The sequence below is a fragment of the Marinobacter zhejiangensis genome, assembly GCF_900114775.1.
Lineage (GTDB): Bacteria > Pseudomonadota > Gammaproteobacteria > Pseudomonadales > Oleiphilaceae > Marinobacter > Marinobacter zhejiangensis.
On the sequence record NZ_FOUE01000001.1, the window covers coordinates 51,737 to 76,177 of the forward strand.

General features: G+C 57.7%; 19 protein-coding genes. 11 read left to right on the top strand and 8 right to left on the bottom strand.

What is annotated here, in order from left to right:
* Positions 1-9: 9 nt before the first annotated feature.
* Positions 10-2,673, bottom strand: coding sequence for a pyruvate dehydrogenase (acetyl-transferring), homodimeric type (gene aceE / locus BMZ67_RS00225; protein ID WP_092019925.1), 2,664 nt, complete (start codon positions 2,671-2,673; stop codon positions 10-12).
* A 612-nt stretch (positions 2,674-3,285) separates the two neighbouring features.
* Here aceE and BMZ67_RS00230 point away from each other — a divergent pair.
* Positions 3,286-4,650 carry a KamA family radical SAM protein gene (locus BMZ67_RS00230; protein WP_092019926.1) on the top strand — a complete coding sequence of 455 codons (1,365 nt, stop codon included), beginning with the start codon at positions 3,286-3,288 and terminating at the stop codon, positions 4,648-4,650.
* 14 nt (positions 4,651-4,664) lie between these two features.
* Here BMZ67_RS00230 and BMZ67_RS00235 read toward each other — a convergent pair whose 3' ends face one another.
* Positions 4,665-6,086, bottom strand: coding sequence for a hypothetical protein (locus BMZ67_RS00235; protein WP_092019927.1), 1,422 nt, complete (start codon positions 6,084-6,086; stop codon positions 4,665-4,667).
* Between the two features lie 67 nt (positions 6,087-6,153).
* Positions 6,154-7,017 (bottom strand): thioredoxin, encoded by an 864-nt coding sequence (gene trxA / locus BMZ67_RS00240; RefSeq protein WP_092019928.1) that lies wholly within the window; start codon positions 7,015-7,017, stop codon positions 6,154-6,156.
* A gap of 216 nt (positions 7,018-7,233) precedes the next feature.
* Between trxA and lon the strand changes: the two genes are divergently transcribed.
* Positions 7,234-9,672 carry an endopeptidase La gene (gene lon / locus BMZ67_RS00245; RefSeq protein WP_092019929.1) on the top strand — a complete coding sequence of 813 codons (2,439 nt, stop codon included), beginning with the start codon at positions 7,234-7,236 and terminating at the stop codon, positions 9,670-9,672.
* Positions 9,673-9,928: 256 nt separating this feature from the next.
* Here lon and BMZ67_RS00250 read toward each other — a convergent pair whose 3' ends face one another.
* Complete coding sequence (locus BMZ67_RS00250) at positions 9,929-10,429, bottom strand: MarR family winged helix-turn-helix transcriptional regulator (protein WP_092019930.1); 501 nt, start codon at positions 10,427-10,429, stop codon at positions 9,929-9,931.
* Between the two features lie 188 nt (positions 10,430-10,617).
* On the opposite strand from BMZ67_RS00250, the gene BMZ67_RS00255 reads away from it, so the two are divergent.
* The 9 genes from BMZ67_RS00255 (at position 10,618) to BMZ67_RS00295 (ending at position 20,140) form a co-directional block, all read left to right on the top strand.
* The gene (locus BMZ67_RS00255; RefSeq protein ID WP_139214304.1) at positions 10,618-11,574 is read left to right on the top strand and encodes a tetratricopeptide repeat protein; all 957 of its coding nucleotides are present in this window, start codon (positions 10,618-10,620) and stop codon (positions 11,572-11,574) included.
* A 66-nt stretch (positions 11,575-11,640) separates the two neighbouring features.
* Positions 11,641-12,753, top strand: a complete 1,113-nt coding sequence (locus tag BMZ67_RS00260) for a branched-chain amino acid ABC transporter substrate-binding protein (RefSeq protein ID WP_092019931.1) — start codon at positions 11,641-11,643, stop codon at positions 12,751-12,753.
* 165 nt (positions 12,754-12,918) lie between these two features.
* On the top strand, positions 12,919-13,842 hold the full coding sequence (gene livH / locus BMZ67_RS00265) for a high-affinity branched-chain amino acid ABC transporter permease LivH (protein WP_092019932.1): 924 nt from the start codon (positions 12,919-12,921) through the stop codon (positions 13,840-13,842).
* A complete protein-coding gene (locus tag BMZ67_RS00270; protein WP_092019933.1) occupies positions 13,842-15,113 on the top strand; it encodes a high-affinity branched-chain amino acid ABC transporter permease LivM in 1,272 nt (423 codons plus the stop codon). Before livH ends, BMZ67_RS00270 begins: the two co-directional genes overlap by 1 nt.
* A gap of 6 nt (positions 15,114-15,119) precedes the next feature.
* Positions 15,120-15,875: a high-affinity branched-chain amino acid ABC transporter ATP-binding protein LivG gene (gene livG, locus BMZ67_RS00275; protein ID WP_092019934.1), complete on the top strand. Its 756-nt coding sequence runs from the start codon at positions 15,120-15,122 to the stop codon at positions 15,873-15,875.
* 9 nt (positions 15,876-15,884) lie between these two features.
* Entirely contained in the window at positions 15,885-16,586 is a 702-nt protein-coding gene (locus BMZ67_RS00280; RefSeq protein ID WP_092019935.1) for an ABC transporter ATP-binding protein, read from the top strand.
* Positions 16,587-16,898: 312 nt separating this feature from the next.
* Entirely contained in the window at positions 16,899-17,363 is a 465-nt protein-coding gene (locus BMZ67_RS00285) for a DUF3015 domain-containing protein (RefSeq protein ID WP_092019936.1), read from the top strand.
* Positions 17,364-17,444: 81 nt separating this feature from the next.
* On the top strand, positions 17,445-19,310 hold the full coding sequence (locus BMZ67_RS00290; RefSeq protein ID WP_092019937.1) for an Lnb N-terminal periplasmic domain-containing protein: 1,866 nt from the start codon (positions 17,445-17,447) through the stop codon (positions 19,308-19,310).
* Positions 19,280-20,140, top strand: coding sequence for an alpha/beta hydrolase (locus tag BMZ67_RS00295; RefSeq protein ID WP_092019938.1), 861 nt, complete (start codon positions 19,280-19,282; stop codon positions 20,138-20,140). Before BMZ67_RS00290 ends, BMZ67_RS00295 begins: the two co-directional genes overlap by 31 nt.
* Before the next feature lie 68 nt (positions 20,141-20,208).
* Here the strand turns inward: BMZ67_RS00295 and pnp are convergent, their stop codons facing one another.
* The 4 genes from pnp to rbfA all read right to left on the bottom strand — a co-directional run bounded on the left by pnp (position 20,209) and on the right by rbfA (position 24,395).
* Positions 20,209-22,317 carry a polyribonucleotide nucleotidyltransferase gene (pnp, locus tag BMZ67_RS00300; protein ID WP_092019939.1) on the bottom strand — a complete coding sequence of 703 codons (2,109 nt, stop codon included), beginning with the start codon at positions 22,315-22,317 and terminating at the stop codon, positions 20,209-20,211.
* Positions 22,318-22,702: 385 nt separating this feature from the next.
* Complete coding sequence (gene rpsO, locus BMZ67_RS00305) at positions 22,703-22,972, bottom strand: 30S ribosomal protein S15 (protein ID WP_092019940.1); 270 nt, start codon at positions 22,970-22,972, stop codon at positions 22,703-22,705.
* Between the two features lie 92 nt (positions 22,973-23,064).
* Complete coding sequence (gene truB, locus BMZ67_RS00310) at positions 23,065-23,985, bottom strand: tRNA pseudouridine(55) synthase TruB (protein ID WP_092019941.1); 921 nt, start codon at positions 23,983-23,985, stop codon at positions 23,065-23,067.
* Positions 23,982-24,395 carry a 30S ribosome-binding factor RbfA gene (gene rbfA / locus BMZ67_RS00315; RefSeq protein WP_092019942.1) on the bottom strand — a complete coding sequence of 138 codons (414 nt, stop codon included), beginning with the start codon at positions 24,393-24,395 and terminating at the stop codon, positions 23,982-23,984. Before rbfA ends, truB begins: the two co-directional genes overlap by 4 nt.
* Positions 24,396-24,441 lie beyond the last annotated feature (46 nt).

Consider the following 24,441-nt stretch of genomic DNA (forward strand, 5'->3'; position numbering starts at 1 on the left):
TCGATCTCCTTAGCTCAGCGCCGGGTTCGGTTTGTTGCGATCGATTCCGTACTTGCGCATGGCTTCGAGAACCTGTTCCTGCTTGATCTCTCCATCGGCCGCCAGAGCTGCCAGAGCTGTCACGGCTACATAGTAGCGGTCCACCTCAAAGAAATTACGCAACTTCTCGCGGGTATCACTGCGACCAAAACCGTCGGTACCCAAGGTCATGAAGGTTTTCGGGATAAAGGCTCGCAACTGCTCGGAATGCAGCTTGATGTAGTCGGTGGAAGACACCACCGGCCCCTGCGCATCCCCCAGACATTGGGTGACATAGGCCTTGCGTGGCTTGTCATCCGGGTGCAGGTGATTCCAGCGCTCGACATGCTGGCCATTCCGGGCCAGTTCGTTGAAACTGGTGACACTCCACACATCAGAAGCCACACCCCAGTCATCTTTCAGCAGCTGGGCGGCGGCACGCACCTCGTTCATGATGGCCCCGGAACCCAGCAACTGAACCCGCGGACTCTTTTTGCGGCCCTTGGTTTCCACCGACTCGAACAGGTACATCCCTTTGATGATGCCGTCCTCACTGCCTTCCGGCATCGCAGGCTGCGCGTAGTTTTCGTTCTCGGTGGTCAGGTAATAGAAGACGTTCCGATTGTCCTCGAACATCTCTTTCATGCCATGACGGATCACCACGGCCATCTCGTACCCATAGGCCGGGTCATAGGCTTTACAGTTCGGAATCGTGTTGGCCAGAATATGACTGTGGCCATCCTGATGCTGCAGACCTTCACCGTTCAGAGTGGTACGTCCGGCAGTACCTCCGATCAGGAAGCCGCGGGTCTGCATATCACCAGACGCCCAGGCGAGATCCCCCACCCGCTGGAAACCGAACATCGAGTAGAACACATAGAACGGAATCAGCGGGAAGCTGTTGGTGCTGTAGGAGGTGGCAGCCGCCATCCAAGTGGACATAGCACCGGCTTCGTTGATGCCTTCCTGCAGGATCTGGCCCTTTTTGTCCTCACGGTAGTACATGATCTGGTCACGGTCCTGAGGCACATACTTCTGGCCTTCAGCCGTGTAGATACCCAGCTGGCGGAACATGCCTTCCATACCAAAGGTACGGGCTTCGTCCGGCACAATCGGTACCACACGTTTGCCCACACGTTTATCCTTCACCAGCGCACTCAAAATACGCACGAAGGCCATGGTGGTGGAGATTTCCCGGTCGCCGGAACCTTCCAGCACCTGCTTGAAGATATCCAATTCCGGGATCTGCAGCGGCTGGCAATCCTTATTGCGCTTCGGATAGAAGCCACCCAGATCCTGACGGCGTTTCTTCATGTACACCAATTCCGGGCTGTCCGGTGCCGGTCGGTAGTAAGGCGCGTCTTCCAGTTCTTCGTCTTTCAGCGGGATGCCGAAGCGGTCGCGGAAGGCCTTCAGGGTGTCGATGTCCAGCTTCTTCAGGGAGTGTGTCGTGTTCTGCGCCTCGCCTGCTGCCCCGAAGCCATAACCTTTAATGGTATGAGCCAGAATGACCGTAGGCTTGCCGTTGGCCTGGCTAGTCGCCTTATGGTAAGCCGCGTAGACCTTGTAGGGGTCGTGGCCACCACGGTTCAGCTTGCTGATATCGTCATCAGACAGGTGCTCCGCCAGCTTGGCCAGTTTCGGGTTCTTCTCGAAGAACTCCTTGCGGGTGTACGCCGGGCCCTTGAACGTCAGGTTCTGCAGTTCGCCGTCGCAGAGCTCATCCATGGCGTGTTGCATTACACCGTCTTCGTCCTTGTCGAACAGGGAATCCCACATCCGGCCCCAGACCACTTTGATGACGTTCCAACCAGCGCCACGGAAGACGCCTTCCAGTTCCTGAACGATCTTGCCATTACCACGAACCGGACCATCCAGGCGCTGCAGGTTGCAGTTCACCACCCAGATCAGGTTGTCGAGTTTTTCACGACCGGCCTTGGAGATGGACCCCAAGGTTTCCGGCTCGTCACACTCACCGTCACCCACGAAAGCCCAGACCTTCCGGCCATTCATGTCAATCAGCTCACGACTATGCAGGTACTTCATAACGTGGGCCTGATAAATCGACTGGATCGGTCCAAGGCCCATGGAGACTGTTGGGAACTGCCAGTAGTCCGGCATCAGCCAAGGGTGCGGGTAAGAGGACAAGCCATCGCCGTCAACTTCTTCACGGTACTTGTCTAGCTGTTCCTCGGTAAAACGCCCTTCCAGAAAGGAGCGGGCATAGATACCCGGAGACGCATGGCCCTGGAAATACACCAGGTCGGAGGCACGTTCTTCCCCTCCGCCGTGGAAGAAGTAGTTGAACCCGACGTCGTACAGAGTCGCTGCCGATGAGAAGGTTGAAATATGCCCCCCCAGATCGCCTGGACGCTTATTGGCGCGCATCACCATCGCCATGGCATTCCAGCGGATCAACGACCGGATCCTGCGCTCCATGAACAGGTCACCGGGCATACGGGATTCCTGGGTGACCGGAATCGTGTTGCGGAAAGGCGTGGTGATGGAATAGGGAAGCTCGGTGCCGTCCCGGCTCGCCCGTTCGGACAATCGCTCGAGAATGTATTTGGCACGCTCTACGCCCTCCTGTTCAATCAGAGACTCCAGCGCATCCAGCCATTCACTGGTTTCTACGGGATCTTCGTCCTGGTACATCCAACCCTCCCACTTTGACAATAAATGCGTTGCAGCCCCGTGCTCACAGCATGGCAGACGACGTTCGTCAGGCAACAAACGCTTACGGTGACGTTGTGACCATGGCAGGTCATATAAGGTGCAGCCCTGCTTACAGCATAGATCAGTCTCCGGGAGTTTCCGGGAACTGCGAGGCAGCGCCACCGATCACAACAATATTGTAGTTTTATTACTACTCAGCCCAAATAAAGGTATAAATATTTCGTCGATATGACCATTTATCGGTCAGTTCGTCAAAACATTTTAGGAGAATGACGTTTTTTTACTAAACTCTCAATAGCTATCCGACCAATGTCGCAGCCCACCCGGCCCGTCAACATTGCCTGCCCTACCCCTCGTTTACGACCCTAAATATTTCCGCCGACAAAACCTCATAGCCAACAACCAGATAGTCCTCTCAACCACGCAATACCATCCACCAAAACCCCCAAAGCCACTCCGACGCCCCTCGCTGAAATTCATTAGACCTGAAAATGCTAAGCAATTTATGTATACTGCCTGCCCGTTTTTTGACCAATGGCCATTCCCTTCCCCATTGGCAGTTCCATTTTTTGCAGAGACAGAGGACGATCCATGAATTCCATCGTCACGTTCCCCAATCGCATTCCCGTCGAGGAGTTCGAAGAACGACGCTTTCAGGTCTACACCGACCGCCAACTCGACAAGATCGAAGCGATCCAGCAACTGCCTGAAGAAACGCGCTTCGAAATGCGCGTTGTAGCCAGCGTATTGCCTTTCCGTGTCAACGAGTACGTGATCAATGAACTGATCAACTGGGACCAGGTGCCCAACGACCCGATCTACCAGCTGGTCTTCCCCCAGAAGGGCATGCTCAAGGATGAACACTACGAACGCATGGCCAACTTGCACCGGGAAGGCGCCGAAAAGGCCGACATCCAGGCCGCAGCCAAGGAAATCCGGGATGAACTGAACCCGCACCCGGCGGGGCAGATGGAAATGAACATGCCGACCCTGAACGGCGAGGTGCTGGACGGCATCCAACACAAGTACCGGGAAACCATGCTGTTCTTCCCGGCCCAGGGTCAGACCTGCCATTCCTACTGCACCTTCTGCTTCCGTTGGGCACAGTTTGTTGGTGACAAGGACCTGAAAATGTCCAGCACCGACGCCGCACGGATGCACGGCTACCTGAAGGAGCACACTGAGATCACCGACCTGCTGGTGACCGGCGGCGACCCGATGGTCATGAAGACCAAGAACCTGGTTCAGTACCTTGAGCCGTTGCTTGAACCGGAATTCGACCACGTTCAGACCATTCGCATCGGCACCAAGGCCCTGACCTTCTGGCCCTACCGTTTTGTCACCGACAAAGATGCTGACGACCTGATTGAACTGTTTGCCCGTCTGGTCGATGCCGGCAAGCATGTGGCCATCATGGCCCACTACAATCACTGGCAGGAAATCAGCACCGATATTGCGGAGGCTGCCATTCGCCGCATCCGCTCTACCGGCGCCGAAATCCGCGCCCAAGGCCCGCTAATCAAACACGTCAATGACGATGCCGATGCCTGGGCCAAGCTGTGGAAGAAGGAAGTGAAGCTCGGCATCATCCCCTACTACATATTTGTGGAGCGCGACACCGGCGCCAAGAACTACTTTGAAGTGCCGCTGGCCGAGGCTTACAACATCTACCGTGAAGCCATCAAGCAGGTTTCCGGACTGGCCCGTACCGCACGCGGCCCCTCAATGAGTGCCGGCCCCGGCAAGGTTGAGGTTCAGGGCATCACTGAAATCAGTGGCGAAAAGGTGTTCGTGCTGCGTTTCCTGCAAGGCCGCAACCCGGACTGGGTCCAACGTCCGTTCTTCGCCAAATACAGCGAAACCGCCACCTGGCTGCACGAGCTTGAGCCTGCTTTCGGGGAAGAGAAGTTTTTCTTCGAAGATGAGTATGAGCAGATGCGCCAGGGCAATGGCTGACACCTAACGGCGCCCTAGGGAGCCGTCGCCGGGAGAGCAGGCAAGAAGTAGCGCTCCAACAGGTCGGGATCATCGAGGTGAACCCGACCGACAAAGGCGACGGCATGATGCCCCCATTGCCGCATGCCTCCCGCCGACACCACCCCGGTAGGCCACAGCAGGAAGCGCTCCTGGCGCTCAGTGCCTGCCACCAGACCATCCCCGCCAAACAGTCGGCCTCCCGCATAGCTCATACCCCGAAGCCGACGGTAGTCCCGCAGGTGATACTCCACCGCCCTGGCCGGTGACGAACCGAAGACCACGGCAAGCAACTGGTGATGGCCAGCGCCAAGATACAGCGTCGGCGCACCATCAACAGGCCGGGCTGGCGGCAACAACCAGAACGGCTCCCGGTTCACGCCAACACCCGCCTTCACCGACACCCGACCCTCAACCGGCAGCCACTGGTGATAACAGCCACAAGGGTGCACAACATCATAAACCAGCGGGGCACCATCACCCCCAAGGGTGACGCGCCAAACCAGGCCATCGAATGCCCCGGCATAAATATCCACCGCCCCGTCAGCGGGTCGCGCCGAAAACCAGAGGGTGAACACCAGCTGTGGCAACACCTCCCCGTGCCAGCGGGTCCATGCCAACTGAGTGTACACAACTGGCTCAGGCAAGAAGCGTAGCCGTCCATCCAGCCCCCGCCCTGGGCGACCAGGCACATCGTGCTGACTGTGAGTCGCAATGGCATAGACCGGGGCATATTTGCGGAAAAGGGCCTCACGCTGATCAGGTGTGAGAACGGGGATCCCCAAGGACGATCGTGGCCACGGGCCGCCCTCCAATGCTGCCAACCCGCCAGCAGGGCGATAAAAGCGCCAGGGCTCCGGCGGCAACTCGCCCCCGAACCGCGCCATGATCTCCCCCATCACCCCAGCTGCCCGCCAACGGACCAGCGGCGCGATCAACGGGTACAAGCCGATAACCCGAGCCGCCGTGCTGTAGCTATCCGGGACTACCTTTGCGCGATCTAACTCTGGCCACAATTCGGGGTGATCCAGCAGTCGCTCGATCGCAGCCCGCCCACACACCTCAAGCTCCACCACCTGCGCCCCATGACCGTCACCCTTCCCTTGCGTTTCCAGCCACCAGGCATCCACAGCCTTGCGGTGCGCGCGCTGCAGCCACTCCCGCTGCTGATCAGGGGACAGACCGGAAAACGAATAACTGGCAAGGAAACGATCCACCCTGAGGTAGGAAAAACCGGGCGGTGACCAGTCCTGGGCATCCAGGGTACCGGCATCAGATGTACGATCCCGCCACGATTGCAGTTGAGCAGCGCATTCGGGAGTGACCGCAAGGTGGTGGAACGAGCTGAAGCGGTTGGTGGCACAGCCACCAACCAACAGCAGGAAAACAACAAGCAGGCATCCGCTTCGCCACGCCATGGCCCGGGTTCCAAGTTCAGATATACACCACTTAGAACGGAATGGGCCCGGCCTGGTTCCTACGAATTCAGTGCATCAGCGTATAAAGCTTGCGTCGGTAGGCTCGAACATCGTCGTTGCTGTTGCCAAGCTTGTCGAACAGCTCGATCAGGGTGGTCTTGGCGACGCCATCTTTGTAGGTGGAGTCCGCTTGCATCAGCCGGATGAGCAACTCCATCGCCTGGGCATTTTCATCCTTCAACACATGCTGCAGCGCCAATTGGTGCAGAGCTTCAGGGTCCTTGGGATTTTCTGCCAGGGTATGCTCCAGTTCGGCCACCGGCGGCAGTTTACCCGCCTGCTTGATGAACTTGATGCGCGCCGCCAGCTGTTTTGCCTGAGGCTGAAGCTTTTCTTCCGGCGGCAGGCTGTCGAGAATCTGCTCGGCCGTATCCACATCCCCCAGCTCCGCCTTGATCTGGGCAATATCAATCAGCACCTTCAGGTTTTCAGGGTCTTTCTGATTCATCGCCGTCAAGATCTCGAGGGCACCTTCCAGGTCACCTTCCTGCCACTGCCGGCTGGCGGTTTCATAGGGGTCCTCGGCTGGCGCCTCCACATGCTTGTCCAGAACCGCGCGAATTTCGCTTTCCGGCAGCGCACCGTTAAAGCCATCCACCGCCTGACCGTCCTTAACCAGGATCACTGTCGGCAAACTGCGAACCCCCAGACTCGCGGTCAACTGCTGCTGCTCATCGGCGTTGACCTTCGCCAACAGGAACTGCCCCTGATATTCACCCGCCAGCTTTTCCAGCAATGGCATCAGCTGCTTGCACGGTGCACACCAGTCCGCCCATACATCGATCAGGATGGGCGTGCTGGACGAAGCCACCATCACCGACTCCTGAAAGTTCTCCATCGTGGCTTCAAAAACATAGGGCGAATTGCTCATCGTCAACACCTGGTCCGGATTACTATCGAAAAGTTACCTCATTAGTGATGACAAACCGGAAAATTTCAAGGGCTGCTGTGGCCGATTCCCCTCCGGCGACCGCCACGCCTGCGACTTGAAAACCAGACAGATGACGTCACATAACAACAATCAGGCAAGCCCGGCTGGCAATCCGGCCAGGGAACGACACCACCAAAGCGAATAGAGCCCAAGCCCATGAATGAAGACAACGGTCACGACGTGATTGAGGATGTCACCGAATACATCGGCAAGGACGAACACAGTAAAAGCCTCGCCTTGCCCCAGCAACTGATGCCCCGGCGCATGTACATCCTGCCCGTAGCCAACCGCCCGTTTTTCCCGGCTCAGGTACAACCGGTTGTGGTTAATCAGGAACCCTGGGACGAAACCCTGAAGCGCGTCGGTGAAACCGAACACCAGGTTCTGGGCATCTGCTATGTCGACAGCCCGGACAGCGAGTCCCGGGTACCGCCGAGCGAAGACCTGGAGCTCATGGGGTGCGCTGTTCGGGTGCACCATGTTCAGCGGGAGAACAACAAGGTCCAGTTCATTGCCCAGGGCCTACAACGCATTCGAATTGTGCAATGGCTGCGACGCAAACCGCCCTACCTGGTGGAGGTTGAGTATCCGGAAGCCCCCGAAGAAGAGGCCGACGAACTCAAGGCTTATACCCTCGCGATTATTACCGCAATCAAGGAGCTGCTGCGTACCAACCCGCTCTACGGCGAGGAGGTAAAGCAGTACCTCTCCCGTTTTGGCCCCGATGACAGCTCGCCACTGGCGGATTTCGGCGCCTCCATGACCAGCGCTCCCGGCGCGGACCTTCAGGACGTACTGGATACCGTGCCACTGGTCCGCCGCATGGAAAAAGTCCTGCTGCTGATGCGCAAGGAGCTGGAAGTTGCCCGCCTGCAAGCGGAAATCAGCGAGGAAGTGAACGATAAAGTTCAAAAGCATCAGCGGGAGTTCTTCCTGCGGGAACAACTGAAGGTAATCCAGCGGGAGCTGGGCATCGCCAAGGATGACAAGACTGCAGACGCCGAACGCTTTGAACAAAGAATGGCGGAGCTGGATCCGCCCGACCACGTCATTGAACGGTTCGAGGACGAACTTCAAAAGCTGCAGATGCTGGAGCAGGGCTCGCCAGAGTACGGCGTGACCAGAAACTACCTCGACTGGCTGACCCAGGTGCCCTGGGGCAAGACGTCAAAGGATCACTTCGACCTGGTTGCTGCACGCAAGATCCTGAACCAGGAGCACGATGGCCTCGACGATGTGAAGGACCGCATTGTGGAGTTCCTCGCCGAAGGCACCTTCAAGGGCGAAGTATCCGGCTCGATCCTGCTGTTGGTCGGCCCGCCCGGCGTAGGCAAAACGTCAATTGGCCACTCCATCGCCGAGGCCCTGGGGCGGAAGTTCTACCGGTTCAGTGTCGGCGGCATGCGGGACGAGGCCGAAATAAAGGGGCATCGACGCACCTACATTGGCGCTATGCCAGGAAAATTCGTCCAGGCACTCAAGGACGTCAAGGTTGCAAACCCGGTCATCATGCTGGATGAAATCGACAAGATCGGCAGCTCGTTCCAGGGCGACCCCGCGTCGGCACTCCTGGAAACCCTGGACCCGGAGCAGAACCGGGATTTCCTGGACCATTACCTGGATGTTCGCATGGACCTGTCCAAGGTCCTGTTCATCTGCACTGCCAACCAGCTGGACACCATCCCGCGCCCCCTGCTGGACCGAATGGACATCATCCGGCTCTCCGGCTACATCGCCGAGGAAAAGCTGGTCATCGCCAAGCACCACTTGTTGCCGCGCCTGCTGAAGAAGGCGGGACTACTCAAGAAGCAGCTCAACATCACCGATGCCGCACTGAAGCAGGTGATCGACGGCTACGCCCGTGAAGCCGGGGTTCGGAATCTCGAAAAACTGATCCACAAGATTATTCGCAAAGGCATCGTCAAGCTGCTGGAGGCACCGGATACCCCCGTGAAGGTCGGCGTCTCCGACCTGACCGACTACTTGGGCCAGCCACCGTTCAAAAAGGAGCGCTCACTCAAGGGGACTGGTGTGGTGACCGGGTTGGCCTGGACCGCTATGGGCGGTGCCACCCTCAGCATTGAAGCGTCACGGATACACACCAACCACCGGGGTTTCAAGCTGACCGGCCAGCTTGGCAATGTGATGAAAGAATCCGCTGAAATCGCCTATAGCTATGTGTCGTCCAATCTCAAGCGATACAAAGGCGACGCGACATTCTTTGACAAGTCACTGGTGCACCTGCACGTGCCCGCAGGCGCCACCCCCAAGGACGGCCCCAGCGCTGGTGTCACCATGGCCACCGCCCTGCTGTCCATCGCCCGCAACGAGCCGCCACGGCAAAACATCGCCATGACCGGGGAACTGACGCTGACCGGTCAGGTCCTCCCGGTTGGAGGCATCCGTGAGAAAGTGATTGCGGCCCGGCGCCAGAAAATCCCCACCCTGATTCTGCCGGAAGCCAACCAGGCGGATTACGATGAATTGCCGGAGTACCTGAAAGAGGGGTTGGAGGTACACTTTGCCAAACATTACGGCGATGTATTCCAAGTGTGCTTTGAGGACAAGCCTGGAAAGAAAGCGAGCGTTCACTGACGCTCGACCTGGGTGAAAGCGTTCGGGAGAGGTGGCCTTGCTCCACCGCTGTGACGGTACATCCATGTACCGGCACAGCTACCGAGGCGTCCATGCCTCTGCTCCGCAAGGCCACCTCTCCCGAACACCCAGACATCAGTGCAGGCCGTCTAGCACCTCAGGCAACTCACTGCCCCTCCCCCTCAAAGACCTCCACCTAGTGATCGGCCCCAGAGACACAGGAAGGAGCCTGCAGACTCCTGACTTCGATGCAAAGCTACTTCTTGCCGGTATCCTTCCAGCCATCCTCGCGCAGTACCGGCCCCACATCCAAAACCGGCGACGCATCAATCTTGTCGGCGTCCATCATGTTGGCCACACGCTGCAGTGACGACAGGATCATGGTCTGTTCCCACTCCTGCAGATTCTGGAACTTCTCGATGAACTCTTCCTGCAGCGGCAGTGGAGCCCGGGACAGAATCTCAGCGCCCTCATCGGTCAGGTGGGCATGCACCTTGCGTTTGTCCTGGGTGCTACGAACCCGGTAAACAAGATTCCGGTGTTCCAACCGGTCCAGAATGGTGGTTACAGTGGCCTGACTCAGGCTGACCTTGTCGGCAATGGTCCCGATGGTCACCTCTCCAAGCTCGCGAATCGTGCGCATGATCAGCAACTGAGGTCCGGTCAGCCCCGCGTGTTTACTGAGCCGCTTGGAATGCAGATCCGTGGCACGAATGACCCGCCGCAGAGCCACCAAAACCTGTTCATAATTTTGCACGGCACACCCCCAATCCGAGACGCCCAAAAGGGGCGGATTATAGGCAATGTATTTTTACGAGTACAAAGCATTTTGGCAGACTTACGGGGGTTCGCCAGCGCCCCATCTCAGCCGCCCCGGCATTTTTTCCGCTAGCCACTATGATATGGTCAGTACGCTCAATCTATAGACCAATAACGGAAGTGCCGATGCCTTTAACAACGCTGTTCGCCCAAGCCCTGTCCTGCCCACCCTGGATTCGCCATGCATTGCTGAGCTGCCTGCTGGCTCTGCCTGCGCTGTCCAGCGCCCAGGACATACCGGAGGAAGCGGATGCCAGTGACCTGGAACAGCGCATCGAAACGTTGGAAGAGCCGCTGTACAACCCGTTTGTCGAAAGGTATCTGCTGGATGAGGTCAAGAACCTGCGAACCGAGCTTCTTCGCACCCGGGCTGAACTGATCGAAAAGGTCGTGGACAAAGAACTGTCTGTCGCCGACAAGACAATGTCCTACGCCACCGATACGGTGACCTATTTCTTCTATCTGATTGCCGGCGCCACCTCCATTCTAGTGGTCATCGGCTGGAACTCGATTCGCGACATGCGCTCTCAGCTCACCAGCCTGGCTGAAAAACGCGTTAACGAACTGGTGGTGGAATATGAAACCCGCTTGCAGGCTATCGAGGTACAGCTGCAGCAAAAGTCCGACATTATTCAGCAGAACCAGGCGGAGATTGAACGCACCAACGAAGTGCACTCGCTCTGGCTGAAGGCCAGTCAGGAGACCTCACAACAGAACAAGATTTCGGTCTATGACCAGATTCTGGATCTCCGCCCTGACGACGTTGAGGCACTGAGCTATAAGGCGGACGCTGTCCTCGAGTTGCAGGAACCGCTCTGGGCCATCAGCCTGTGTCTGCGCGCGCTGAAACTGGCACCGGACAATGGCCACGCCCACTATCAACTGGCCTGCGCCTATGCTGAAATCGGGCGCTGGGAAGATGCCGTGAACACGTTGCAAAAAGCCGTCGAGATATCCGAGGCCTACCGGGAAGACGCTGCGGCCGACCCCAGCTTTACCCGCCTGCAGGACCACGAGCACTTCCGGGCGGTGGTATTCCCGGACGATGACGTTGCGGACACCCCCCAGCTTGACAAGGACTGAACTCTAGTGTTTTTTTAAGCCGTTGAGAACATAAGAATAACCCTGACCCAACGTAGGACAGAACCCATGAGAACATCTGTGAAAAAACTTGCCACTGCCGTAAGCGCCTCCGTAGCACTGATGGCTGCTGGACAGGCAACCGCGGAAATCAAGATCGGCATCGCTGGCCCAATGACCGGCCCTGTTGCCCAGTACGGCGACATGCAATTCTCCGGCGCCCGCATGGCCATTGAGCAGATCAACGCCAATGGCGGGGTCGATGGCGAAATGCTGGAAGCCGTTGAAGTCGACGATGTGTGCGACCCCAAGCAGGCCGTCACCGTTGCCAACCGATTGGTGAACGAAGGTGTTCAGTACGTCGTTGGTCACCTGTGTTCCAGCTCCACCCAACCGGCGTCCGACATCTATGAAGACGAAGGCGTGCTGATGATCACTCCGGCCTCCACCAGCCCGGACATCACCGAGCGCGGCTATGAACTGGTATTCCGGACCATCGGTCTCGACAGCATGCAGGGCCCTGTTGCTGGTCGCTACATCGCCAGCCTGAACCCGGAGCGGGTCGCCGTTGTCCACGACAAGCAGCAGTACGGTGAAGGTATCGCCACCGCGGTTCGTGACACCCTTAACGCATCCGGCGTCGAAGTGGCCATGTTTGAAGGTATCACGGCCGGTGACAAAGACTTCTCCTCCCTGATCACCAAGCTGAAGCAAGCCGATGTCGACTACGTCTACTACGGCGGCTACCACCCAGAACTGGGCCTGATCCTGCGCCAGGCACGTCAGGCTGACCTGGATGCCATCTTCATGGGGCCCGAAGGTGTCGGTAACAAGGACATCAACACCATCGCTGGCGAAGCCGCCGAAGGCCTGCTGGTAACCCTGCCACCCAGCTTCGACCAGAAAGCAGAGAACCAGGCACTGGTTCAGGCCTTTGCCGACAAGGGCGAAGATCCATCCGGCCCCTTCGTGCTGACCTCCTACACAGCGGTTCAACTGATCGCTGACGGCATTGAGCAGGCCGCTTCAACAGATCCTGCAGACGTCGCTGCGACCCTGCGCGCCAACAGCTTCCAGACACCGATCGGCACCGTTCAATATGACGACAAAGGCGACATGCAGTCGTTCGAGTTCGTTGTCTACGAATGGCATTCTGATGGCAGCAAAACTCCGGTAAACTAAGCCGCGATTATTAAAAAGCGGTAATAAAAATGAGAACACCTTCTCACCGTGATCCGGGAGAAGGTGTTTTTCTAGGCTCTCCCGGTGATCCTGACAACAAGCGCGCTGGCACCCCGGCGCGCCCCTTGCAGGCACAAGAGAGCAGGTTGTCGGAGTCCCACAAACATGCAAGACCTTCTGTATTTTTTACAGCAGCTCATTAACGGGCTGACCATTGGCAGTGCTTACGCACTGATCGCCATCGGATACACGATGGTTTACGGCATTATCGGCATGATCAACTTCGCCCATGGCGAAATCTATATGATCGGCGCCTACACTGCCCTGATTACCATTACCGGGTTGGCTGCCCTCGGCATCGCCTGGCTACCCCTGATCCTGATTGTTGCGCTGATATGCGCGGTACTGGTCTCCAGCTCCATGGGCTGGGCCGTTGAACGAGTGGCCTACCGCCCCGTTCGAGGGCGACACCGATTGATTCCGCTGATTTCAGCCATCGGTATGTCAATCTTCCTCCAGAACTACGTCCACCTCGCACAAGGTTCCCGCAATATCGGTTTCCCCGCCCTGATTCAAGGCGGTTTCCAGTTCGGCTCCCCCGATTCCTTCCAGACGTCCATTTCCTACATGCAGATCACCATCTTCATCACCACCCTGATCTGCATGACGGCCCTGTCCCTGTTCATTTCCCGCTCCCGCACCGGCCGCGCCTGCCGGGCGGTATCCCAGGACTTGGGGATGGCTAACCTGTTGGGCATTGATACCAACCGCATCATATCCGCGACCTTTATCATTGGCGCATCGCTGGCCGCCGTCGCCGGCCTGCTGCTGGGTATGTATTACGGTTCCATTGATCCGCTGTTCGGCTTTATTGCCGGTCTCAAAGCCTTTACCGCCGCAGTACTGGGAGGCATTGGCAGCATTCCGGGCGCAATGCTTGGAGGCTTGATTCTGGGGGTGTCGGAAAGCATGACTTCCGGTTACCTGAGCGGAGAGTACAAAGACGTGGTGTCCTTTGGGCTGCTGATTCTGATCCTGCTGTTCAAGCCGACCGGGCTGCTGGGTAAACCCGAGGTGGAGAAGATCTGATGGCTGCTCAAAACCTCAAACATGCGCTGTTCTGCGCGATTGTCACCCTGGTGATTTCGTACCCTATCCTGGGCCTGAACCTGGTCGCCGAAGGCACCAAGGTGGTCCTTGAGGGGGCTGATACGGCCACCGTCATCTCGATCCTACTGGCGGCCGTGGCCGTCTTCCTGTTCCAGCTGTTCCGCGACAACATCATGGGTTCCATGGGCAAAATGCCCAACCTGAACCCATTTGCCAACCGCGAGCCGATGGAGCAAAGCAAGCGCCAGCGTCTGGATACCATCGTTCTGGTACTGCTGGTGGTCGGCGCACTGATCTGGCCGTTCTTTGTTTCCCGTGGTTCGGTCGATCTGGCGACGCTTGTGCTGATCTACATCATGCTGGCCCTGGGGCTGAACGTGGTGGTTGGTCTGGCCGGGCTGCTCGACCTGGGGTACGTCGCCTTCTATGCGGTGGGCGCCTATACCTTTGCCCTGCTCTACCAGTACTTCAACATCTCGTTCTGGGTGGCCCTTCCCCTCGGTGCCTGCCTGGCCGCCCTCTTCGGGCTTATGTTGGGTTTTCCGGTGCTGCGATTACGGGGAGACTACCTTGCCATTGTGACCCTCGGCTTTGGTGAGATCATCCGCATCCTGCTGAACAACATGACCTGGCTGACCGGTGGCCCCAACGGCATTGGCGGCATCCCCGACCCAACGCTGTTCGGCATGGAGTTTGGGCGACGGGTCAAGGAAGAGGGGAATACCCTGTTCCACGAGGTGTTCAACATCAGCTACAGCGGTAACCACAAGATCATTGTCCTCTACCTGATTGCTCTGGTGCTGGCCCTGTTCACTGCCGTGGTGATTCGCCGCTTTACCAAGATGCCGGTCGGCCGCTCCTGGGAAGCCCTGCGAGAAGATGAAATCGCCGCCCGTTCCCTGGGCCTCAGCCGAACCTCGGTCAAGCTGTCCGCCTTCACCATCGGTGCCTTCTTTGCAGGCTTTGCCGGTACGGTATTCGCATCCAAGCAAGGCTTCATCAGCCCGGAGTCATTCGTATTCCTAGAGTCCGCCATCATCCTGGCCATCGTGGTTCTCGGTGGCATGGGCTCCCAGATCGGCGTCATCCTGGCGGCCGTGGCGGTCATTATCCTGCCGGAACTGGCCCGTGAGTTCTCCGAATACCGCATGCTGCTGTTCGGACTGGCCATGGTACTGATGATGATCTGGCGTCCGCAGGGCCTGATGCCCATGCGTCGGATGCACATTGAACTGAAAAAACAGGAGTGATGCAGAATGCTTGAAGTACGCAATCTGTCCATGCGCTTTGGCGGGCTCCTGGCCGTTGACCAAGTGTCCCTGGACGTCAACGAACACGAAATTGTGTCCATCATCGGCCCCAACGGGGCCGGTAAAACCACCGTGTTCAACTGCATCAGCGGTTTCTACAGCCCCACCGGGGGCACCATTCGCTTTCAAGGCGAAGAGGTTCAGGGTAAACCTGACTACAAGATCTCCCGCCTGGGCATGGTCCGGACGTTCCAGCACGTACGCCTATTCAACAAGATGACGGTGGTCGAGAACCTGCTGGTCGCCCAGCACCGGCACCTCAACACCAACCTCTTTTCCGGCTTGCTGAAAACGCCCAACTATCGGCAACGGGAGCAGAAAGCGTTAGACCGGGCGGCCTACTGGCTCGACCGTGTCGGACTGCTGGAGCTGGCCAACCGGGAAGCCGGTAACCTGGCCTATGGCCAGCAACGCCGCCTGGAAATCGCCCGCTGCATGGTGACCGAACCGACCATGCTGATGCTCGACGAACCTGCGGCTGGCCTGAACCCGGCAGAAACCCGCGACTTGAACCACCTGATTGTCGGCTTGAAAGAAGACTACAACGTTTCGGTACTGCTGATTGAACACGACATGAGCCTGGTCATGGAGATTTCTGACCGCATCAACGTGATCAACCAGGGACGCCCCCTGGCCAGCGGCACACCGGAAGAGGTCCGTCAGAACGACGATGTCATCAAAGCGTATCTGGGGGAGGCCTGAGCCATGTCCATGCTAGTACTGGAAGACGTCCATACCCACTACGGCAAGATTGAGGCCCTGCACGGGGTCTCTGTCGAGGTCAATAAAGGGGAAATCGTCTCACTGATCGGGGCCAATGGTGCGGGCAAAACCACCCTTCTGATGACAGTGTGCGGCTCACCGCAAGCCTCCTCAGGGCGCATCATCCTGGAAGGGCGCGACATCACCCGTGACCCGACGGCCAACATCATGCGCTCCGGCATCGCCATTGTCCCGGAAGGGCGGCGGATATTCTCAAGCCTGACGGTGGAAGAAAACCTTCAAATGGGAGGCTTCTTCAAATCCAACGCTGAGAACCGCAAAAGCCAGGACCACGTATATTCCCTGTTCCCCCGCCTGAAGGAACGGGAGTTTCAGCGTGCAGGCACCATGTCTGGGGGCGAGCAACAAATGCTCGCCATTGGCCGCGCCCTGATGAGCAAGCCAAAGATGATCATTCTCGATGAGCCATCCCTGGGCCTTGCCCCGCTGGTGATCAAGCAAATCTTTGAGATCATCGGCCATCTGCGGGACGAAGGCATTACCGTGTTTCTGGTGGAGCAGAACGCCAACCAGGCCCTCAGCCTGGCTGATCGCGGCTATGTGCTGGAAACCGGACGTATCCGCCTTCACGACACCGGCGCTAACCTCCTGGCCAACCCGGACGTTCGCGCCGCCTACCTGGGGGGCTGACCCCCACCACAGGCTAACCAGAACCGGGCCCTGCGCCCGGTTTTTTATTGCCCAAACCCAGCATATTCTGCCCCGTGCTGAGAAAAATCTTTATTTACAAACAGATACAAATGATCATTTTGTAATGTCTGCCCCCGTTTTTTTAGTCCTTTTTGGCATATTTACTATTGGCGTCCAGATTTCCTGGTCTATACTCAGTGGAACGGTCGTTTCGCCCTTCATGGGATCTATGTCAGGGCCGTTAACGTACTGATTGGATAAATGAATTCAGTACGAATGCGACGACAGTCAAACTTAATCAAGGAGTGGACAATGAAAAAACTGATCGCAGGCGCAATCCTCCTCGGAGCTTCCACCGTAACCTTCGCCCAGCCAGGCTGTGGTGTAGGCGCCATGATCTTCAAAGGACAATCCGGTGTTGCTCCGCACGTACTGGCAGCGACCACCAACGGCACCTTCGGTAACCAGACTTTCGGTATGACCTCCGGTACCTTGGGCTGTAACACCAACCAGTCTGTTCAGTCCATGGCCATGTATATGGACAGCAACGTCGACAAAATCGCTCGCGACATGTCTCGCGGTGAAGGCGAAAACCTCGACACTCTGGCGGTTCTCCTGAACATCGAGCCGGCTGACCGTGACACTTTCCGCGGCCTGCTGCAGGACAACTTCGCGTCCATCTTCCCGTCTTCCGAGACAACATCTGGTGAAGCGGTAGAAGCGATCGTTTCCCTGATGGAGCAAAACGAAGCTCTGGCCAAGTACGTCGCTGCCTAATTCCAGCGACGACTACAAGGACTCTCATGCGCCAGGGATGGCGCATTCCCCCTTGCTCACTTAGTCACTGAAAGCCCTTTCATGCGCGCACCACTTTGTTTTGCTTTGGTTCTGTCAGGGCTGGCAGCCACAACGCCAACGCTGGCCACCTCCGAACTCCCCCTGGAATCCATTGCGCTAGAGCGGGACTGGCTCAACCTCGGCCACTATCACGCCGATACCCTGGGTTCAGGCTTTACCAGCCAGGCTGACGACAACGAGTTTTTCCTCAGCCCCGATGGCAAGCACTCCCCCTATGCAGAACTGGTCGCAACCCTGGACGCTATCCAGCAACCAGGCACCGGTGATAGCCACGCCAGTTGCCGCTTCCCGGCCCGGGATCAGTGGCTGCGACAGAGGCTGGATCTTCCGGATTCACAAGCGACCTGCCCGGCCTACCAGGAATGGACCGATACACTGAACACCGAATCGGTCACACTGGTCTTTGCGGCATCGTACCTGAACAGCCCGTCGTCCATGTTCGGCCACACATTCATTCGACTGGACCCACCCAGTGACGACCACACCACCGACCTGCTGCTGGCCAACACCATCTCCTACGCAGCAGATGCCGCGGCCCATGACAGTGAATTCCTGTTCGCCTACAAAGGCATCTTTGGCGGCTACCCGGGAATCACCACGGTCCAGCCCTACTACGAGAAAATTCGTCTGTATTCCGACATCGAACACCGGGACCTGTGGGAGTACCAGCTCAACCTGACCCCGGACGAAGTCGACACCATGCTGGCCCATGCCTGGGAAATCCAGGGCCGGAACTTCGATTACTACTTTTTTGACGAAAACTGCGCTTATCGCCTGCTGGCAATGATCGACATTGCCCGCCCTGGCACCAATCTCATTGACGAGGTGAATACCCACGCCATTCCCTCAGACACCGTTCGCTGGGTGGTGGACAAAGACCTGGTCGCAAATATCCATTACCGCCCCTCCGCCGCCACATCGATCAGTTATAGCCTGGACCAGCTAAGCGAGCAACAGCGCACCCTGGCAGCGGCCATCGCCTATGGCTACGTCAAAGTGGATGGACCGGAACTGGCGCAACTCGAACCCCAGCAGCGATCGTCGGTGCTTGACGCCACCTACGACTATATTCGATACCAAAGTGAAGCGGATTCCTGGCCACGGGAGTTTGCCGCTCCCCTGTCCCACCAGATTCTGGTCGCCCGTAGCCAGATCGAACAAACGGACGTACCACCAACACCACCGGCACCGGAGATTCGTGACGATCAGGGCCACGACACCTTCCGCATGAGCCTGTCCGGCGGGCGCTGGGACGACCGCAACTTCGCCCAGCTAACACTGCGTCCGGCCTACCACGACCTGCTTGATCCACCAGAGGGTTATCGCCAGGGAGCCGAGCTGGAGTTCCTCCGCCTCGACCTGCGCTATTACACCGACAACGATGAGCTCCAACTGGAGCACATCACCGGTGTGTCCATTCGCTCGCTCTCGCCACGCAACCCGTTTTTCTCGCCACTGTCCTGGCAGGTAGGTTTTGGTGGACGCCGGACCGATACCGGTACCGAGCGGGTACTGGCCCCCTATCTTGAAGGCGGGGCCGGTGGCAGCTGGAATCTCACCTCATCACTCCAGGCATTTGCGATGGCCACCGCCGATCTCGAAGTCGATGATGACTTCCGCCGCGGCTACGATGCCGCCCCCGGCGCGGATCTTGGCCTGCTGCACCAGTCCCGTTATGCCAGCGTGCTGGCGGGCATTAAGACCAAGGCCTGGATTGTCAGCAGCCAGCACCGCCAGGATCAGGCCTACCTTAACGGCAACCTGCACTTCGGCCGCTCCGTCAGCCTGTTTGCCGAATTCACCCGTGAGCATCACTACGACCGGTATCGCAACCTATGGCAAGTCGGGCTGCACGCTTACTTCTAACGCTCTGCGCAACCGCTGCTGCCCTGTCCCTGACCGGGTGCAGCGGCATGTTCTTTTATCCTGACCGGTATGTCTACCTGACACCGGACAGGCTGAACCTCGGTTACGAAGACGTCTATCTTGAGACCAGCGACGGCGAAACCCTGCACGGGTGGTGGCTCCCTGCCCAAGGCACTCCGTCACGCGGCACCGTCTACTACCTTCACGGTAACGCCCAAAACATCAGCAGCCACCTGCTGAATGTGGCGTGGCTGCCGGAGCAGGGTTACAACGTCTTCCTGATCGATTACCGGGGTTACGGCCAGTCCAGCGGTGATCCTGACCTCGAGGGCGCCCTGCACGATATTGAGAGCGGGTTACGCTGGCTTGTGAGCAGCCACTACCACGAGGATCAACCTCTCATCCTGCTCGGGCAGAGCCTTGGCGGCGCCCTGGCCATCGCACTGGCCAGTGAGTGGAGTCAGCAGGACATGGAGCCGAAACTGGACGCAGTCGTTCTGGATGCCAGCTTTTCCGGGTTTCGTGCAATCGCCAAGGAAAAGCTCGACAGTTTCTGGCTGACCTGGCCATTTCAGATTCCGCTGAGCTGGACCATTCCCGATAACTACGAAGGAATTGACCGGATCAGTGACATCGCCCCAACACCGGTCATGGTTATCCATAGCATTAACGATGCCGTCATCCCGTTTCACCATGGGCCAGAGCTCTATACCGCTGCCAGCGACCCCAAGGCCTTTCTCCGCACCGATACCCCTCACACGGCCACCTTTATCATCCCGGCCTACCGGAACGCCGTACTGGAATTTCTAGCCCAGACTGCCCGGCCATAAAAAAACCCGCTCACCGTTACCGGTGGCGGGCTTTTACTCGAAGCTCAGAAAGCGTCGACAGTCTCGACTTAGAACTCAGTCGGCTGCTCACCTTCCTTCACTTCTTTCATGGACAGCTTAACGCGGCCACGGTTGTCCACATCCAGAACCTTGACCAATACTTCCTGGCCTTCGCTCAGTTCATCGGTGACGTTCTCAATGCGACGATCAGAGATCTGGGAAATGTGAACCAGACCGTCCTTGCCAGGCAAGATATTAACGAAGGCTCCGAAATCCACAATACGCTCGACGCGACCGTTGTAGATGGCGCCCACTTCGATCTCGGCAGTGATTTCCTGAATGCGCTTCATCGCAGCCTGAGCGGCAGCTTGGTCTTCAGCGTAGATCTTCACGTTGCCGTCGTCGTCCAGGTCAATGGAGGCGCCAGTTTCGTCGCAGATTCCACGGATGGTGGCACCGCCCTTACCGATCACGTCACGGATCTTGTCCGGATGGATCTTCATGGTGCTGATGCTTGGTGCACGGGCAGACAGCTCAGAACGCGGCTGGGAGATCACCTTGGCCATTTCGCCGAGGATGTGCTGACGAGCGTCGTACGCCTGCTGCAGCGCGATCTCCATGATTTCATCGGTGATACCGTTGATCTTGATGTCCATCTGCAGCGCAGTAACACCTTCGGCCGTACCCGCCACTTTGAAGTCCATGTCACCCAGGTGATCCTCATCGCCCAGGATATCGGTCAGAACCGCGAACTTGTCGCCTTCCTTAACCAGACCCATCGCGATACCCGCGACCGGTGCCTTGATGGGCACACCCGCGTCCATCAGAGCCAGGCTGGAACCACAGACGGACGCCATAGAGCTGGAGCCGTTGGATTCAGTGATCTCGGAAACTGCACGGATGGTGTACGGGAAGTCTTCCAGAGTCGGCATTACCGCTGCCACACCACGCTTGGCCAGACGACCGTGACCGATTTCGCGACGGCCAGGGCTACCCATACGGCCAGCTTCACCTACAGAGTAGGGAGGGAAGTTGTAGTGGAACAGGAACGGATCCTTACGCTCACCTTCCAGGGCGTCGATGATCTGGGTATCACGAGCGGTACCCAGAGTGGTGGTCACGATCGCCTGGGTTTCACCACGGGTGAACAGGGCAGAACCATGAGTGCTGGGCAGCACGCCCACTTCGATCTTGATCGGACGGACAGTCTTGGTGTCACGGCCATCGATACGCGGTTTACCATCGATAACGGACTGACGAACAGTGGCCTTCTCGACTTTACCGAAGTACTTTTTCACTTCCTCTTCGGAAGGCTGACCTTCGTCTTCACCGGCCAGCTTTTCAACGGCCTGGGCTTTCAGCTCACCCAGACGGGCGTAACGGTCCATCTTCTCGCGGATGCTGTAAGCCTCCTCGATGGCGCCAGCAAACTCGCTGCGGATCGCTTCAAGAAGTTGGCTGTTTTCAGCCTCAGGCTGCCACTCCCAGCGCGGCTTACCAATTTCAGCGGCAAATTCCTTGATCGCCTGGATGGCAGACTGCATTTCTTCGTGGGCGAAGAGAACACCGCCCAGCATCTGGTCTTCGGTCAGGCCCTTGGCCTCAGACTCAACCATCAGCACCGCGTCTTCAGTACCGGCAACAACCATGTCCAGCAGAGAGGTCTCCAGCTCCTGGAAGGTCGGGTTGAGGAAGTAACCACGCTCGTTGGTGAAACCAACGCGGGACGCACCGATCGGGCCGTCAAACGGAATACCGGAGATGGCCAGGGCCGCAGAAGCAGCCAGCATGGCGGCGATGTCTGGGTCCTGGGTCTTGTTGGCGGACATGACGGTCAGTACTACCTGAACTTCGTTCATGTAGCCGTTGGGGAACAGCGGGCGGATCGGGCGATCGATCAAACGGGAGGTCAGCGTTTCCTTTTCGGAAGGACGGCCTTCACGCTTGAAGAAGCCACCAGGAATTTTACCAACCGCGTAGGTTTTTTCCTGATAGTTGACGGTCAGCGGGAAAAAGCCCTGACCGGGTTTGGGTTCTTTGGCGCCAACAACGGTGCCCAGAACAGCCACGTCGTCGATGGTGACCAGGACTGCGCCGGTTGCCTGACGGGCAATACGGCCAGTTTCCAGAGTGACGGTCTGACCGCCGAGTTCAAATGTCTTCTTTACCGGGTTCACGGTAACTCCTTAATCGTCAATTCATGATTCCTACACCAACCGATGCCATCACCGGGTGGTGGGTTGAGTGCGTCGGGAACGACAACGGAATGAACGAAAGGGAACCCGTCTGAAAGCTAACAGGCTGTTGAAAATCCCAGCTTGGGCAAGCACGCTGAACACAGGGACTTTCAACAACCTGCTATCAATTTCGGCTTTCGGATACGACAGGGAGTCCTTCGAATACTCCGGTTACCCCGGGTGCAGCACTTATGTGGACAGTCCATGCTGAGGCATCAGCCGGAGCAGTTCCACGGGAGAGAAACACATACGGTGGGGAAACCCCCACCGTAGGCAGGCCAGGGCCCGAAAGCCCCGACCAACAGCTTCGTCTAATCCAGACAGATTAGCGACGCAGACCCAGACGCTTGATCAGATCAAGATAACGATCAGCGTTCTTGTTCTTCAGGTAGTCCAGCAGCTTACGACGCTGGTTAACCATCCGAATCAGACCACGGCGGGAATGGTGATCCTGCTTGTTGGCCTTGAAGTGGCTCTGCAGCTTGTCGATGTTGGCGCTCAGCAGTGCAACCTGAACTTCAGGAGAACCGGTATCGCCTTCACCTTGCTGGAAGTCATTAACGATCTGTGCTTTCTCTTGGGCAGTAAGTGCCATATTTCACCTCATTGTTTGCGATGCATAGATATTCGGCCGAACCGTGCATCTCTACAGCCCGGCTAAGACGGCCCCGTCCCACTCGGGTCGGGTCAGCCGTTTTTCACCAATCGGCGAGGAACAATCTGCATGCCCTCACCTTCAGCAAAACCTTCTCCCAGCCCTACAAATTGGCCATCACCGTACAGGCGCACCGGACCGGCTGGGAATTGACCCGGTATTCTAACCGGTTGCCCGTTCAATAGCGATACCAACACCTCGCCTTCCAGTTCCCTCTCTGGAAACATCGACAAGGCCGAGTCCGGCTCCCTCAGCAGCCCATCCAGGCTCAGGCCTTCTTCCCTCATGGACTCCAGCTGTTCAATCGAGTGGCAATCCTCAAGGGTAAACCCGGCGGCCAGGGTACGCCGCAATACGGTGACGTGAGCACCACAGCCGAGCGCATCACCAATATCCTCGACCAAAGAACGGATGTAAGTCCCCTTGGTGCATTTCACCGCGAGGTCCATCTCGTTCTCACGCACATCCAGCAGGGTCAGTTCATAGATCGTGACCGGCCGCGCCGGGCGCTCAATCTCGATCCCCTGGCGGGCATATTCATACAGCGGCCGTCCGTTATGCTTTAGCGCTGAGTACATCGACGGAACCTGCTCGATGTTGCCACGGAACGTATCAAGGATCGGCTCCAGGATTTCGGCATTCAGCCCTGCAGGTACCGGCTGCTCGTCAACCACCGCACCTTCGCTATCGCCGGTTTCGGTACGAACCCCCAAACGAGCCGTGGTGATGTACGCCTTGTCGCTGTCCAGCATAAGCTGGGAGAACTTGGTCGCCTCGCCAAAACACAATGGCAGGACACCTGTTGCCAGGGGGTCCAGCGCACCGGTGTGCCCCGCTTTGGCAGCACCGTAGAGGCGCTTCACCTGCTGCAAGATGCCATTGGAGGTCACACCCTGGGGCTTATCGATCACCAGGATGCCGTTTACATCACGGCCTTTACGTCGTCGACTCAAGCGTCAGGCTCCGAGCTGTCATCATCCTGGCTAACCGCAGGCTTTTCATCCACGGCCTTTCGGATCAGGGCATCCATGTGGCGGCTCTGTCCAAGCAGGGTATCAAAGTGGAAACGCAGGTGGGGAACCATCCGCAGCTTCATTGCCCGCCCTAACTGGCCACGCAGATAACCCGCAGATTTGGTCAGTATCGCCAGCGACACCTTGACCTGTTCGGACTCTTCCGTCAGTTCTTCGGTAGTCAACAGCGACACAAAAATGTCAGCGTAGCCGAGATCACGACTGACCTTGACCGCGTTGACCGTCACCATGCCCAGGCGCGGGTCTTTGATTTCCCGCTGGATCATCTGGGCCAGCTCACGCTGTATCTGATCACCGATGCGATCAAGACGGCTAAATTCTCTTGGCATGTTATCGCCTACTAACGGGAAACGTCCCGAAACCGGGACGCCTCCA

What these genes read in the sequence shown, in the direction of transcription:
- trxA (WP_092019928.1), bottom strand. Translation starts at nt 7,017, where the DNA reads ATGAGCAATTCGCCCTATGTTTTTGAAGCCACGATGGAGAACTTTCAG.
- BMZ67_RS00260 (WP_092019931.1), top strand. Translation starts at nt 11,641, where the DNA reads ATGAGAACATCTGTGAAAAAACTTGCCACTGCCGTAAGCGCCTCCGTA.
- BMZ67_RS00285 (WP_092019936.1), top strand. Translation starts at nt 16,899, where the DNA reads ATGAAAAAACTGATCGCAGGCGCAATCCTCCTCGGAGCTTCCACCGTA.
- BMZ67_RS00255 (WP_139214304.1), top strand. Translation starts at nt 10,618, where the DNA reads ATGCCTTTAACAACGCTGTTCGCCCAAGCCCTGTCCTGCCCACCCTGG.
- BMZ67_RS00290 (WP_092019937.1), top strand. Translation starts at nt 17,445, where the DNA reads ATGCGCGCACCACTTTGTTTTGCTTTGGTTCTGTCAGGGCTGGCAGCC.
- livG (WP_092019934.1), top strand. Translation starts at nt 15,120, where the DNA reads ATGCTTGAAGTACGCAATCTGTCCATGCGCTTTGGCGGGCTCCTGGCC.
- BMZ67_RS00280 (WP_092019935.1), top strand. Translation starts at nt 15,885, where the DNA reads ATGCTAGTACTGGAAGACGTCCATACCCACTACGGCAAGATTGAGGCC.
- lon (WP_092019929.1), top strand. Translation starts at nt 7,234, where the DNA reads ATGAATGAAGACAACGGTCACGACGTGATTGAGGATGTCACCGAATAC.
- BMZ67_RS00270 (WP_092019933.1), top strand. Translation starts at nt 13,842, where the DNA reads ATGGCTGCTCAAAACCTCAAACATGCGCTGTTCTGCGCGATTGTCACC.
- livH (WP_092019932.1), top strand. Translation starts at nt 12,919, where the DNA reads ATGCAAGACCTTCTGTATTTTTTACAGCAGCTCATTAACGGGCTGACC.
- rpsO (WP_092019940.1), bottom strand. Translation starts at nt 22,972, where the DNA reads ATGGCACTTACTGCCCAAGAGAAAGCACAGATCGTTAATGACTTCCAG.
- BMZ67_RS00235 (WP_092019927.1), bottom strand. Translation starts at nt 6,086, where the DNA reads ATGGCGTGGCGAAGCGGATGCCTGCTTGTTGTTTTCCTGCTGTTGGTT.
- BMZ67_RS00295 (WP_092019938.1), top strand. Translation starts at nt 19,280, where the DNA reads ATGGCAAGTCGGGCTGCACGCTTACTTCTAACGCTCTGCGCAACCGCT.
- aceE (WP_092019925.1), bottom strand. Translation starts at nt 2,673, where the DNA reads ATGTACCAGGACGAAGATCCCGTAGAAACCAGTGAATGGCTGGATGCG.
- rbfA (WP_092019942.1), bottom strand. Translation starts at nt 24,395, where the DNA reads ATGCCAAGAGAATTTAGCCGTCTTGATCGCATCGGTGATCAGATACAG.
- BMZ67_RS00230 (WP_092019926.1), top strand. Translation starts at nt 3,286, where the DNA reads ATGAATTCCATCGTCACGTTCCCCAATCGCATTCCCGTCGAGGAGTTC.